Raw genomic sequence first — 13524 nt, 5'->3', positions numbered from 1 at the left:
GCTCTGTAACCGCTCGTTTCAACCGCTATCAATTTCATTCTGAACAATGTGCAAAATGGCGCTGTTCGATATCCTCCAATCGCATATCCATACAGTCTTGCGCCTCACGTCCTAGAGCAGGAAAAACTGCATGCGCTTTTAAAATGCTTTGGCTGATAAAGCCGCATTTCTCCAACACACGGATACTCGCGTGGTTGCCAATATGCGGGGCGGTGCGAATGCGCGTTATACCCAAGCTTTGCAGGTAGACAACGCCAAGTTTGCAGGCTTGGGTTGCATAGCCTTTTCCCCGATAGCGAGCAGAAATACCAAAATGGATTTCACTGCTGTCTTGCTCAGGTATCAGCACCAGACAACCAATAGGAGTTTGAGAAGTGAGTTCTTCAATAGCGAAGACTAATAGATTGGGAGACTTTTGATCATATTGAGCACGCCATCTTTCTCGCTAGCTTCAAGGGTTTGATTAACATTTTGGTGGACTTGGCGATTGAGGAAGCGGCATGCTTGCTCATCGCCTAAATAGTTTTCAAACAGGGGAGCAGCGTCTGTTGTTTTGAGGTATCTGATTGCCACTTGTTGAGATTCAACTCTCATCATGATTTAGCTCTGATAAACATTCGGTTTCCAGATTTGCATGAAGTTTTCTACTGGAGCAATAGGAGTGAACCCAAACTGTTCGTACAACCCATGAGCATCGCGGGTTGCAAGCATCATACGGCGTAAGCCTTGTAGTTCTGGATGAGCAACAATTTCTGATATCAACAACTTACTGATGCCTTTACCACGGTGTACCTCCACAACAAACACATCGGCAAGGTACGCAAACGTGGTACGATCGGTAATTAACCGAGCAAAAGCAACGAGTTGATTTTCATCATCCAAAACCGCGAAACAGAACGAATGGCGCAATGACTTCTCAAAGCGTTCTCTTGGAATACCCTTTCCCCAATAACTGTTTGAAATGAACTGGTAGATAACGTCTAAATCCATGTCATCTAACGACATAGTAATTCGAAATCCTTGCATTGTATCCCTCAACATTGATTTATATTTTCTCAGCCACACAGACAAGCGAGTTGGCATTCGCCTCAAATACTTGCGCTGACCAAGATTGGTACTTCTCTATGATTCTGAATCCCGCTTGTTCAAGGAAACCCTCTATGTCTTCTAGCGGACGATATTTTAAATCAATGCTGGAATGCTCAATCGTTCCACTTTCAAAATGGCGCTCTTTGTTCAAATACATGATGGACGTTTGCAAGTCATACTCGGCCTTCATACCGAAATAATTCACTTCACCATAAGTTGGAGAAACATAGGTTTGCCACAGCGCCATCTCATGATCCAATTCTAGATTTTCTGGCGTTGGTAACCGCGTATCGAAAACAAATCGCCCACCTTTTTCGAGGTGTCTTGATATTGAGCTCAGTGCACCTGCTAGCATCTCGTCACTTAAAAAGGCTTGGAATGCATTCCCTGTCATTATGGCTAGGTCAAACTTCTTACCTAACGAAAACTGGGTTGCGTCGAGATGAAGAAAACGCAAGTTACTCCTGCTTTTGGCTTTGTCCTTTGCGTGTTTGAGCATCCCTTCAGAAATATCAATGCCAATGGCTTCGTTGAGTTGCTCAGAGACTGGAATCGTGACAATACCGGAACCACAACAAACATCCAATACACTTCGAGCATTGGTTTCTTCGATTAACCTTGTGATGAAAGCAATGTCGTGATGGTAATGCTGGTCGTATTGAGCATCGTATTCAATTCCAGACCCGAACTCGGTTAAATCTTGTGTTTTCAAAAACAATCCTTGTTTGTTACTTATTTCAGCGGTGTGACTTTTTCTGCTCTAGCATCAAGTATCGACACACATAACCAACACCAGATACGTAACCAATCACATTTTCTAGGGAAACCACTTCCAACCCAGCTTGCTGACAGAGTTGCTCAACTTCACTTTCGGTATATGCCTTATGCACGACCGATCCACTATAAGTATTTCGAGGCAAATCTTGCCCATCCGGATCGTGGTATTGAAAGCTGATAAAACATCGTCCATTCGCAGTTAGCTTATGCGAAATGCACTCCAGAAGTTGTTGAGGCTTTGCTAGAAACTCAGTAAAACCAAGTGCGGTGATAAGGTCGAAGGTTTGCTCAAACAAAGGGGAAAATGGCTCATCGAGATTATGAACCGCGACACTTTGATAGAGGCTAGTTTGGCGCGCTTTATCAACCATTTTGGACGAGATGTCTAAGCCATGGATGGCGAGTTCTGGATAGTGACTTTTTACGACATGGCCGATACTGCCAGTCGCACAGGCTAGGTCGAGAACCGAGCCTTGCTCGATGGGAAAGGTTTTTAACTTCTCAGAAATCCAACGTGGACCGACGTAGTGACTGCCATCCACCAACTTTTGATAGCGATCCGACACATCATCATACATTTTTGCTACGTTCATCGTTTCCTCCTTGATAACCAGAACGATGCTCGAATGTAACACGCAATAAGCATCTAGACACTTATTGGTTAACTAGTCCTTTATGGAATGTGACCGACTGGTTGTTTAGGACAACAAAAAAATCCGATACTCTATATTTTGAATATCGGATTTTTATTGCGTTATCGAGCTAACCAAATTCTCGTTAATATTCCTATCGGAGTAGTAACGCCAGTTGTGACGGAGGAAATTTCACCATTTCTTAAAACATAAATGGTTGGGGTCACGCTAATTTTCCATTCGCGCATAATATCGCTTGAAGGATCGTTTATGTTTTCGAAACGATATTCTTTTGCCCTCATAAACTGCGCCACACGCTCATTCGGTCCCGACGATCCAGAAACGCCAACTACGGTGTAGTCATCACTCAGCCAACTCACGCTTGGGCTTACAAATTTACAAGCGGGACACCAAGTCGCCCAAAAATAAACAACGACAGGTTGTTCATAACTTTGCGCGATTGCATCGAAGTGTTCGCCATCGCTCAAGACTGAGCTCAATGGTGGTGACTCCTGTTTAGGAATATCTTTAGTGCGATACCAATCCATCGCGATGGAAATGACGGTGACAATGAGCACCATCTGTACGATTTGAACGAGCCAATATCGGAATGTTCTACGCCGCTTTGTCGAACTCATTGAATAGCTCCCCCACTCGCTTGCTTCACCGCACTTAAAACAACATCATCAGTCAGAATCACAGGTAACGGGATACCTTGCGGCGCTGCCGGGCCATAGACGATGTTAAACGGCACACCGTAACGCCCATGAGCTCGTAAAAAGTCAGTTACCGAGCCGTCCGGATGTGTCCAATCCCCTTTTAACGTCGCTACATTAGGGCTTTGCAGCAATGAGTAGACAGGATCTTGCCAGATCACACCGATCTTGTTCGCTTTACACGTGACACACCAATCCGCAGTGACATCCACAAACACCACTCGCCCATTATTGACGTGATCTTCAATCGCCGAGTTAGAAAGCTTCTGCCACGCTAAGTCCTCAGGAAGCGGTGTCGCCCATTGGTCGGCAGTGACACTACCAAGTAACAGGCCACCAGCTATCAACACTAATGACGCAGTTCCGGATACAGCAAGCGCTTTCTCACCATACACTTTCTTAACTCTTGCCATCATTACAACAAAAGCAACCACAGCGATGAGTGCAATCCATAACATAGGTACATGATTTGCCATTAATGAAAGTAGCCAAACGCTGGTTGCCAGCATCATTATGCCAAACGCTATTTTAACGACATTCATCCACGAGCCAGGCTTTGGTAGTTTCAGCGCGATATTTGGAAACACAGCGACTAAGAGCCAAGGCAGTGCCATACCCAATGCTAATGCTGTAAAGGTTGCAAATAACGTTAATACGTCGGCACCCAAGGCAAACGCCACGGCCGTTCCTAGAAAAGGCGCGGAGCAAGGCGTCGCAAGCAATGTGGCAAACATACCTTGAACATAGTGACCAACTAGGGAGTTATCACCTTTCGAGGCCAGCCATGTATTGGTACCCGATGATAGACGGACTTCAAACAGCCCCAGCATATTGGCCCCAAACAAAGTGGTGACCAACACCATCAAACCTAAGAACCAAGGGCTTTGAAATTGCACGCCCCAGCCAATGGCATTACCTGTTAGCTTAAGCACCAAAATAAAACCAGCGAGAATCCAGAACGACGTTAATATACCAAGTGACGAGGCAACAAACTGAGCGCGAATTTGACGACGCTCGATACCTTGAGCGGCAACAATACTACTTAGCTTCATCCCCAAAACCGGAAGAACGCAAGGCATAATGTTAAGAATTAAACCGCCGAGCAACGCGAATAGAAAAACACTCGTTAGAGACGTGCTCGGCAACGGTTCAACTATTGCCTCAGCAGTTGCTTGAGTGGTTTCTTCTGCTAGTAAATTGGTGTCTTTGATGGTCACAAACAGCGACTGACCATCTAACTCCACATCGCCCAGCCAAGTATCAACGATATAGCTCGCGGTGACGATGTTTCCTTCTTGATGCATTCCTTCAAGCTTGAAGCTATAGTCTCGCGTTGCTTCATCGACACCATCCACCAGCACTTGTGGTTGTTGCCAACCCTGACTGTTCTGTAGCTTGATTTGTAGTTTCGATTGGTTCGCATCCCAACTCGCCTGAGTAACATCAATAAACGGCGATGGCTGCGGCACGTTACTCACTGCTTGAGCGTAACTGAACATCACGCCTTCATCGACTGTTAGATCAGAAGGCAAGAACGTCAATTGAATTTGATAGTCGGTCAGCACACAAATCGTCGTACAAGAAGAAAGTGTCAGTACCGCATCAATCGTGACAGGTCTGGACATGTCTTCGACGTGCAGCGTCATGGGGAACAAAGTATCGCCTTTATACCCAAGAGTCTCGATACCTAATAGTTCGAATTTTTGTGGGTGCGGCCATTGCCAATCCACTTTGGATAAATTTTGTGAATTTTGCCAATCAATAGATGGTGCTACGCCGCCCTCACCAGGTGAACGCCAGTAAGTTTTCCAGTCTCCGGTTAACTTGACATCCAAATAACCTGTAAGTGTTTTGGCTTGCGGATCTTGTTGACCAGTGAGCACAAAGCGCGTTTGCACTGGAGGATGTTGTGGGTTGGTTAGCCAACCTGTATCAGTAGTTTGAGCTGAAATACTCAGAGAGAGCAAACTCAAAGCAAGCGTCATAAAAAACATGAACGCAAACTGAGTCAGTTTAGTAATTTGATTCATAGTGATTCCTAGTTAAAAGACAAAGGTGCTAAATAACTGACGCTAGTGGTCAGAAAGCACGCTTTTATTCTCGGAACACACAGAAAGTCAGATGGACTCGATACTTACGGCCTATCGGTTCCGTCCAATGTTGCGCACCAATATAGGCACTGCACAACCAAATTGCCGAAGCAAAAAGACCGACAAACAGAACAACAATAAATACATCGAGTTGATGTTGAGAAAACTGAATTAACTTTTCAGACAATTCGCACTTGCTAGTTTCTTTAGTATCAATCGACTTGACGCTCGAACGCTCATCAGCAAGTGAAACCGCGGGCGATTCCGTCTCATATTTCATAGAGCATGACGATGCAAAGCCTGAATTTTGCATCAGACACACAACGACCACCCAGCCAATAATCGCCAGTAGCCATTTTGCCCGCTTATGTGGCGTGTGATGTCGTTTAGTCAACAAACTCATAAGAATTCAGATAAAGTAAGAACGAAGAAGATAATACGCGAGTCGTCATAAAGCTCAAGTTGTATCCTCTAAATAACCTTAAGAGGCTTCACTCGGTAAGCTTTAATCTAGCTTGCCATAAATATATGCCAACTCTGCGACGGTTTTTGCCGAGAACTTCTTCAATAGATTAGCTCGGTGTACTTCAACCGTTCGCATTGCTATGCAAAGTTCGTCAGCAATACGAATGTTGCGCTTTCCTTCAATAATCAAACGTAAAATGTCTTTTTCTCTAGGTGTGAGCGATTCATAAGCCGATTTAGCTGCTGCCATATCGAGGTTTGTGGCAGACTGCGCCTGTCCCTGCAAAATGGCTCGTGCCAGTTCATCGCCTTTGACTGGTTTTTGGAAGAAATTGACCGCCCCAGCTTGCAATGCATCGACCGCCATCGGAACATCACCATGCCCTGTCAGATAAATAACGGCTAACGGGCTGTTGGCTTTATTTAAAATTTGGTGCACTTGCTGACCACGAAGGTTGGGCATTCGGCTATCAAGGATCACGCATCCGGCCTGATGAATGTCCACTTTATCGAGAAAAGATTGCCCATCAGCAAAAGTCGTCACGTTGAAGTCATGCTCTTCCAGCATAAAAGCGAGCGAGTCACGCACCGATTCATCATCATCGACTACAAAAACAGGTAGCTGCTTTTCACCGCTGCTCATTGAATGCTCCTATGCCTAGTTCAGATTAGTTTTGATATGGAAACACAAGCTCAACCAAACAACCATGTGGTGCTGTCGAGCTGATGACAAACTCGCCACCATGCATTTCCATCACATCGCGACAAATGGCTAACCCCAGCCCAAGCCCTTCTTCTTTGCTACTCACAAACGCTTGAGTCGGATTCTCTTGCTGCAACCCTGTACCATTGTCTAACACTCGAATGGAAAGTTGATTGACTTGGTAGTCACTATGCAGGGCAATTTTACCTTGATAACCTGACGAGTGATATTTCTCTTGGAACAAAGTACACGCATCAATCGCGTTACTGATCACATTAACTAAAACCTGTTGAACGCCCACAGCGTCGACAAGTACCGGACGGACGTTCCCTTCTATACTGGTCACAATCGAAATATTTTGCTTCTTCATTCGAAAATGGAGCAACTCAATCGTGTCATCAATGAGTACTTGAGGATCGCACGGCGCTTTGTCGACACTACGCTTGCGGATCAACGTTCTTAAGCGCTGAATAATTGCATCGGCTCGTTCAACTTGGCCCTGTATTTTCTCAAGCACTGGGACAATATCTTCATGAGGGCGCTTTTTGGCCAAGCGAAGTAAACCGCCTTCACTATAGTTGCGAATGGCTGCCAGTGGCTGATTGAGTTCATGGGCAAGACTAGTGCCGATTTCTCCGACAATCGCGACCCTTTGTGAATGTTCTAACTGTTCACTTTTCTCTTTTAATCGCAACGATGTCTGCTCCAACGCTTGCTTACTCTTGCTAAATCGATACTCAAGCCAAAAGTGGTACGCGTTCAACACAATCACAAACATGAACAGCGCCCATGCCCATTCTTGATGACTACGCAGCCAGCGTAGAGCCTCACTCCACCAAGGTTGTTGCAACGGATGGAGATCCAACGCCTGATAAAGTTTGTCGATGCTCAGCAAGCTGACGGGGGACGTCCAACCTGACGCGCCTGCCGCAATAACCGCAGGGTGTTCAGGTGGCATCGCTAACAATACTTGCGCAATCTGTTTGGCGATCTGAGCTGAGCCGCGCTCTGTTTTGGCAAATGACCAGTTAGGATAAAGCGGTGTGGAAACAGCGCATAACGAGCGCTCGTTCGGCTGTTGATTTAAAACTCGATAATTACTCGGTTGTAAAAGCCCTTCACTTAGCATCTGTTCCAATAAACAAGCAGGGACAACGGCCGCTTCCACATTGCCATCACGTAATTGATACAGGTTGGCATCAATAGGAAAACCAAGATAGCGGACATCAGAAAAGAAATCGTTTGGATTAAGCCCCATTTTGACTATTTGATAGCGCATCGTTAGATAACCACCAAACGCTTTTTCTGATACCGCCGCAACAGGACGTCCTGAGACATCTTGCACCGTTTGATAACTTGAATTGGCTCGAACCACAAGCGCCGAACCAATGCCGTAATTCGAGTTTTGTGGTGCTCTGCTGGTTAGCGTTGCCATCCACGACAGCGCGTATTGCCTGCCCAACCGCACTGCCTGACCTGGGTTGGTTAAGATGAAATCCATGGTCTGAAACTTCACCGCTTCGCCCATTTCATCCAAGTTAACGGGATGAAGGACAAAATGCACATCGGAAATTTGCTGATTGAGCCAATCAATGGTCGGTTGCCATCTCTGCTCAGCATAAAGATGGCCGCGTATCGCTAACACGCCCACTTCGACTTTTTGCTTGGCCTGTGGCTGCTCTGCTTTTTGCTCTTGCAGATCTGCTTGTTCAGAAACTGCGCCGTGAGCCAAAGATGCAAAGGCAACTAAGCAAAGAACCCAAAACTGAAGCAACCGTGGCGTTTTGTTCATGATGAGTAGAATCGTTCCTTCGAAAGTAATGGAGCAAGAATAACAGCTACCCTTGGTAAACCACATTTGTTTTAGATCAAGTTTGATCTGGGTATGTGGAAATCCACAATATAAGCCTCGCAGTGCATTTCTCACAATGGAATCAGTCAATTCAAATACAACAAAAAAAGCAGGTGAGTTATGGATTCCACCAAACGTCGCTTTCTCAGCGCGGTCACAGCCGGAGCCGCGTTAATTCCAGTCGCTGGCATTGGCACGGCAACTGCGGGAAACATTATTCGAAATAACCAGTCCGCTGACCGAAAAGGACAAGTCGGGAAGCGTTATGCCATGGTGATAGATTTGCGTAAATGTGTCGGATGCCAGGCTTGCACTGTGGGTTGCAGCATCGAGAACCAAGCGCCTATCGGTCAATTCCGAACCACCGTAAAGCAATACGAAGTTACGTTAGATGATGGCTCTACAGCCACGCGAGAAGCAAAAGCCTTTATGCTACCGCGCCTGTGTAACCACTGCGACAACCCACCTTGCGTGGCAGTGTGTCCGGTTCAAGCAACCTTTCAGCGCAAAGATGGCATTGTCATGGTGGATAACAGCCGCTGCGTCGCCTGCGCGTACTGCGTACAAGCTTGCCCTTACGATGCTCGCTTTATCAATGAAGACACCCTCACCGCAGATAAATGTACCTTCTGTGCTCACCGTCTAGAACAAGGTCTATTGCCTGCCTGCGTGGAAACCTGTGTTGGCGGTGCACGTGTAATTGGTGATTTGAATGATCCATCAAGCGAAGTCCGCCGCTTAATTGCGAAGCACCAAGACGATATCAAAGTGCTAAAACCCAATGAAGGCACCAAGCCACACGTGTTTTACATCGGCATGGATGAACGCTTCACCAGCCACATCGACGGACAACCTGCTATTTACGACCCACAGGGAGAGCGCGCATGAACATCACCGAAGTGTTAGTCCAACCTCAAGCAATGGCTTGGCTCCCGTGGGCAGTGCAGTATTTCTTCTACATCGGCTCAGCTTATGCGGCTGCTGTTTTATTCCTAATCGCCCTATTATTTGAAAAACACACCAGTCACAGACTGCGCGCTGCGCTTGTTCTGACGCTGGCCATCGGCGCCATCGTGGGGCCATTAGCGTTAACTGGCGACCTTCACCAACCGGGACGCGCATGGCATTTCTACGCACACATCACTCCGTGGTCATGGATGTCTTTAGGGTCGCTTTTCTTGCCTGTTTTCTCAGGTTTAGCGGTAGTGACTGCATGGCTGTATCTCCGCGAGGATCTGATCAACTTACGTAATCAGCCAGGGAAAGTACTGCCTCTAATTTCAAAGCTGTCACTGGGTGACTGGGCGCTCTCTCGTAGAGTCATGCTTATGGTGTCTGCCATCACGGTGCTATCAGGCATCACCATTGCAGTCTACACAGGCGCTGAAATTGCGGTCGTTAAATCGCGCTCTTTATGGCACCAACCCGCGTCACCAATTCTTTGGTTTGTCACTGCATTTATGGGCGCTGTCGGATTTTCTCTGCTGATTTGGTTACTGCTGCCTAGTCAGTCAAAGACGCTGACATCTGGCGATACTAATTTACTGAAAAAATCAGTGGTTACCAGCGGTGTATTAACGCTGATACTGCTACCGATTTGGGCATCCAACAATTCCGCATTTTCGCTCTATTCTAGCGAACAATGGATACACAACATTGCCCTGCTCACTTTTGTCGTTTTAGGTTGTGTTTTGCTCGCTTTCATCTTCTTGCGCGATACCAAAAAGTCCGCATCAGCCAGATTTCGTCACGTCATAGGGCTCAGTTTTGTGTCTGCTGCCGCACTGGAAAGTGCATGGCTGATTCGCTGGTTTACCATCATGGAAGTGCAAACCATCGCCAAGTTCGATGCAGGGCTGTATCCATACCAACTCACTATGGATGGAAATGGCTGGATAGGCATTATCGGCATGCTCGGATTATGGCTTGCACTGGCACTGCTCGGTTCGGAGCTGGTTCAGCCAAAACAAAAGATCGAAGTAAAAGCCTCATCACCCACCTTAACTGAACGCTAATCAAAGGGGATTTCATCATGGATAACAAACGCCGTCAGTTTTTGAAATCAGGCATTGCAGTGGGTGGGCTTGGCGCATTCGCTGCGGGTTACGCCACCACCACCAAACACATGGTCGAGGGTGCGCTCGAAGGCACTGCGGGAGAAAAAACGCGTGATATTCACCACGGTAACTCGCTTGAACCAGAGTACACGGTCAACAGCAAAGGCAACCTAATCCCTAATCCAAATCAGCGCGTTGCACCATCGATGTGCTTTGGTTGTTGGTCACTGTGCGGATTGCGTGTACGCATTGATAACCGCAACGACGAGATTTTGCGTATTACTGGCAACCCATATCACCCACTCTCTCATCAGCAACACATTCCGTTCGAAACGCCAGTCAAAGGTGCTTATTTAAGTTTGGCAGGAGAAGCGGGCCTTGACGGTCGTTCAACAGCATGCGCACGTGGCAATGGGATGCTAGAAATTCGCAACAGCCCGTACCGCATTACTCAGCCACTGAAACGAGTTGGAAAACGCGGCGAAGGAAAATGGATTCCGATCAGTTACGAACAACTGATAGAAGAAGTCGTCGAGGGCGGTGATTTATTTGGTGAAGGTCATGTGGATGGCTTACGCGACATTCGCGATTTAGCAACGCCCGTTGATCCTGAAAACCCAGAATATGGACCGAAAGCCAACCAACTGTTAATGACCAACGCCGGTAACGAAGGCCGAGACGACATATTCAAACGCTTCGCGTTCAACAGCTATGGTACGCGTAACTTTGGGCATCATGGCTCTTACTGCGGCTACGCATTTCGTGCTGGCAGCGGCGCATTCATGAACGATTTAGATAAGAACGCGCACTTGAAGCCAGACTTTGATAACGCGGAATACATCATCTTCATCGGTATGTCACCAGCTCAAGCGGGTAACCCTTTTAAGCGTCAGGCGCGCCAACTCGCCAATGCGCGAACAGAAGGTAGCTTGGAATACACCATCATCACACCAAGTTTGCCTGCTGGTTCATCGAGCTTGGCTGCCGGTGACAACAACCGCTGGGTACCAATCAAACCAGGCACCGACTCTGCCCTCGTGCTTGGCATGATCCAGTGGATCATCGAAAACCAACGCTACAACAAAACCTTCTTGGCGCAGCCGGGGGCAAACGCGATGAAGCGAGCCGGCACCGCGCACTGGTGTAATGCTACGCATCTCGTGATAAGCGATAATCAGCACCCGAGAAACGGCACGTTTTTACGCGCGTCGGACTTGAATCTGCCATTCGAGGGCGAAGCGTTGTCTGACTCCGACCCATACGTCATCGTGGATGAGCAAAGCGGCGAATTTGGTGTTCATACCCAAGAAGAGGAAGCGGCACTGTTTGTCGATAAAACGGTTTCGCTTGCATCGGGCGAAGTGCGCGTAAAATCGTCTCTACAAAGACTCAAAGAAGAGGCGTTCAAATACAGCCTTGCGTTCTACAGCCAACAATGTGAAATCCCTGTCGAACAAATTGTTGAACTAGCAAAGCGCTTCACCAGTCACGGAACAAAAGCGGTGGTCGATACCCACGGTGGCAACATGCACACCAATGGGTTCTATAACTCGTTTACCATCATGATGCTCAATGCGTTGATTGGTAACATAAATATGAAAGGCGGCGCGATGGCCAAAGCGGGTGGCTACCCAACTTCCGCTGCGGGTCCTCGTTACGACTTCACCAAATTTGCTGGCAAAGTCGGCCCGAAAGGCGTCTTTTTGTCGCGCAGTAAATTCCCCTACCACAAAACAAGCGAATACAAACGTCGCGTTGAAGCTGGTGAATCCCCTTATCCAACTCGCGCGCCTTGGTATCCGTTTGCCGCGCCACTGCTGACAGAGCACCTATCTGCGGCTATTGATGGTTATCCATACCGCGTTAAAGCGTGGATCAATCACATGGCGAACCCAATGTATGGTGTACCCGGTTTGAAAGCGCTGCTGGAAGACAAGCTTAAAGATCCAAAAAAACTCGGTTTGATTGTGTCTGTTGATGCGTTCATTAACGAAACCACCGCATTGTCGGACTATATTGTGCCGGACACGGTCACCTACGAAAGCTGGGGTATGGCAACGCCTTGGCACGACGTTCCGGTGAAAACCGTCACCGCTCGTTGGCCGATTGTGGGAGCGCGAACAGAGAAAACCGCCGATGGTCGTTCAATTTGCTTAGAAAACTTTTTGATTGATGTCGCCAAGAAAATGCAACTGGGCGGCTTTGGTGACAACGCGATTCAAGATGCGCAAGGGAATTGGCACGCTCTCCACAGCGCTGAAGATTTCTACTTACGTTCCGCGGCAAACTTGGCTTATGTGAAAGGCGGGGTGCCTGAAGTTTCGGCAGAAGACATTGCGTGGTCCGGCCTAGAGCGTTTAATGCCAGCCATGCAGAAGACGCTGACAGCGGATGAGATGAAACGTGTGGCGTTTATTTTTGCTCGCGGTGGACGTTTTGAAAATGCAACCGAAGCGTATCAAGGTGAGCAAATGAAGCACAAATGGACACGACCTGTCGCGATATGGAATGAACGTGTCGGCAGCGCAAGAAACACCATGACCGGTGATTTCTACACGGGTTGCCCAACATGGCATCCACAAAAACTGGCCGATGGCACATCAATGGAAGACCAGTTCCCAAGCTCAGAATGGCCTTTCAGCCTGACGAACTTTAAATCCAACATTCACAGTGCGGTATCCAATCTATCGCCAAGGTTGAACTCGATTAAAGGCGTAAACCCAGTGTACATCCATCCAATCGATGCCGAGCGCGCAGGCATTAAAACGGGTGATGAGTTTGTTATCGAGACACCATCTGCAAGCACCAAAGCACTTGCGATGATAGTCAACGGGATTCGCCCTGGCACACTCGGATTTGAACATGGGTTTGGTCATACCGAGCTAGGACAACGCTCGCACTGGATCGGCGATAAACAACAACCCGTAAAAACGCGCAGCCAAGATGGCGTCAACATTAACGACATTGGCTTAATTGATCCTACCCGAGAAGGTAAAGGTGTATTGTTGGATTGGGTAGTGGGCGCGGCGGCACGTCAGTCCTTGCCGGCCAAAATCCGCAAAGCGTAACGCCGCACGTTAAGACGTCTCTACCACTTAGAGCTGCCGATTTGTGCAGCTCTTCACCACTTTGTTTTTATCGCT

11 protein-coding genes and 1 pseudogene are annotated in these 13524 nt (G+C 47.5%); 3 read left to right on the top strand and 9 right to left on the bottom strand.

Features of this window, described 5'->3' with window-relative positions:
- Positions 1-34: 34 nt before the first annotated feature.
- From R7P80_RS19930 to R7P80_RS19890, 9 genes and pseudogenes are all read right to left on the bottom strand, one after another.
- A pseudogene (locus R7P80_RS19930) lies at positions 35-597 on the bottom strand (GNAT family N-acetyltransferase).
- 3 nt (positions 598-600) lie between these two features.
- On the bottom strand, positions 601-1026 hold the full coding sequence (locus tag R7P80_RS19925; protein ID WP_053349639.1) for a GNAT family N-acetyltransferase: 426 nt from the start codon (positions 1024-1026) through the stop codon (positions 601-603).
- Between the two features lie 19 nt (positions 1027-1045).
- Positions 1046-1801, bottom strand: a complete 756-nt coding sequence (locus R7P80_RS19920; protein WP_054866271.1) for a class I SAM-dependent methyltransferase — start codon at positions 1799-1801, stop codon at positions 1046-1048.
- Positions 1802-1826: 25 nt separating this feature from the next.
- Entirely contained in the window at positions 1827-2459 is a 633-nt protein-coding gene (locus R7P80_RS19915) for a class I SAM-dependent DNA methyltransferase (RefSeq protein ID WP_165935363.1), read from the bottom strand.
- A 161-nt stretch (positions 2460-2620) separates the two neighbouring features.
- A complete protein-coding gene (locus R7P80_RS19910) occupies positions 2621-3136 on the bottom strand; it encodes a protein disulfide oxidoreductase (RefSeq protein ID WP_025767244.1) in 516 nt (171 codons plus the stop codon).
- Positions 3133-5244 carry a protein-disulfide reductase DsbD family protein gene (locus R7P80_RS19905; protein ID WP_065274696.1) on the bottom strand — a complete coding sequence of 704 codons (2112 nt, stop codon included), beginning with the start codon at positions 5242-5244 and terminating at the stop codon, positions 3133-3135. The genes R7P80_RS19910 and R7P80_RS19905 overlap by 4 nt, the downstream gene beginning before the upstream one ends.
- A 64-nt stretch (positions 5245-5308) precedes the next feature.
- Entirely contained in the window at positions 5309-5707 is a 399-nt protein-coding gene (locus tag R7P80_RS19900) for a hypothetical protein (RefSeq protein ID WP_005376702.1), read from the bottom strand.
- Between the two features lie 102 nt (positions 5708-5809).
- Positions 5810-6412 (bottom strand): response regulator transcription factor, encoded by a 603-nt coding sequence (locus tag R7P80_RS19895; RefSeq protein ID WP_047103388.1) that lies wholly within the window; start codon positions 6410-6412, stop codon positions 5810-5812.
- Positions 6413-6437: 25 nt separating this feature from the next.
- A complete protein-coding gene (locus R7P80_RS19890) occupies positions 6438-8264 on the bottom strand; it encodes a sensor histidine kinase (protein WP_225491865.1) in 1827 nt (608 codons plus the stop codon).
- A 180-nt stretch (positions 8265-8444) separates the two neighbouring features.
- Between R7P80_RS19890 and dsrO the strand changes: the two genes are divergently transcribed.
- From dsrO to R7P80_RS19875, 3 genes are read left to right on the top strand one after another with little or no spacing between them, the layout of a single operon-like run.
- Positions 8445-9212, top strand: a complete 768-nt coding sequence (dsrO, locus tag R7P80_RS19885; protein ID WP_017821650.1) for a sulfate reduction electron transfer complex DsrMKJOP subunit DsrO — start codon at positions 8445-8447, stop codon at positions 9210-9212.
- Positions 9209-10339, top strand: coding sequence for an NrfD/PsrC family molybdoenzyme membrane anchor subunit (nrfD, locus tag R7P80_RS19880; protein WP_225491864.1), 1131 nt, complete (start codon positions 9209-9211; stop codon positions 10337-10339). The genes dsrO and nrfD overlap by 4 nt, the downstream gene beginning before the upstream one ends.
- A 17-nt stretch (positions 10340-10356) precedes the next feature.
- Complete coding sequence (locus R7P80_RS19875; RefSeq protein WP_225491863.1) at positions 10357-13449, top strand: tetrathionate reductase subunit A; 3093 nt, start codon at positions 10357-10359, stop codon at positions 13447-13449.
- Positions 13450-13524 lie beyond the last annotated feature (75 nt).

The sequence above is a fragment of the Vibrio sp. 2092 genome, assembly GCF_033339635.1.
Lineage (GTDB): Bacteria > Pseudomonadota > Gammaproteobacteria > Enterobacterales > Vibrionaceae > Vibrio > Vibrio alginolyticus.
The sequence above is the reverse complement of the archived record's forward strand: the minus strand, read 5'-3'. Positions and strand labels throughout refer to the sequence as shown.

Bases quoted from the DNA above. Each gene is read 5' to 3' on its own strand.
- R7P80_RS19890 (WP_225491865.1), bottom strand. From the start codon at position 8,264: ATGAACAAAACGCCACGGTTGCTTCAGTTTTGGGTTCTTTGCTTAGTT.
- R7P80_RS19925 (WP_053349639.1), bottom strand. From the start codon at position 1,026: ATGCAAGGATTTCGAATTACTATGTCGTTAGATGACATGGATTTAGAC.
- nrfD (WP_225491864.1), top strand. From the start codon at position 9,209: ATGAACATCACCGAAGTGTTAGTCCAACCTCAAGCAATGGCTTGGCTC.
- R7P80_RS19910 (WP_025767244.1), bottom strand. From the start codon at position 3,136: ATGAGTTCGACAAAGCGGCGTAGAACATTCCGATATTGGCTCGTTCAA.
- R7P80_RS19900 (WP_005376702.1), bottom strand. From the start codon at position 5,707: ATGAGTTTGTTGACTAAACGACATCACACGCCACATAAGCGGGCAAAA.
- R7P80_RS19915 (WP_165935363.1), bottom strand. From the start codon at position 2,459: ATGAACGTAGCAAAAATGTATGATGATGTGTCGGATCGCTATCAAAAG.
- R7P80_RS19905 (WP_065274696.1), bottom strand. From the start codon at position 5,244: ATGAATCAAATTACTAAACTGACTCAGTTTGCGTTCATGTTTTTTATG.
- dsrO (WP_017821650.1), top strand. From the start codon at position 8,445: ATGGATTCCACCAAACGTCGCTTTCTCAGCGCGGTCACAGCCGGAGCC.
- R7P80_RS19875 (WP_225491863.1), top strand. From the start codon at position 10,357: ATGGATAACAAACGCCGTCAGTTTTTGAAATCAGGCATTGCAGTGGGT.
- R7P80_RS19895 (WP_047103388.1), bottom strand. From the start codon at position 6,412: ATGAGCAGCGGTGAAAAGCAGCTACCTGTTTTTGTAGTCGATGATGAT.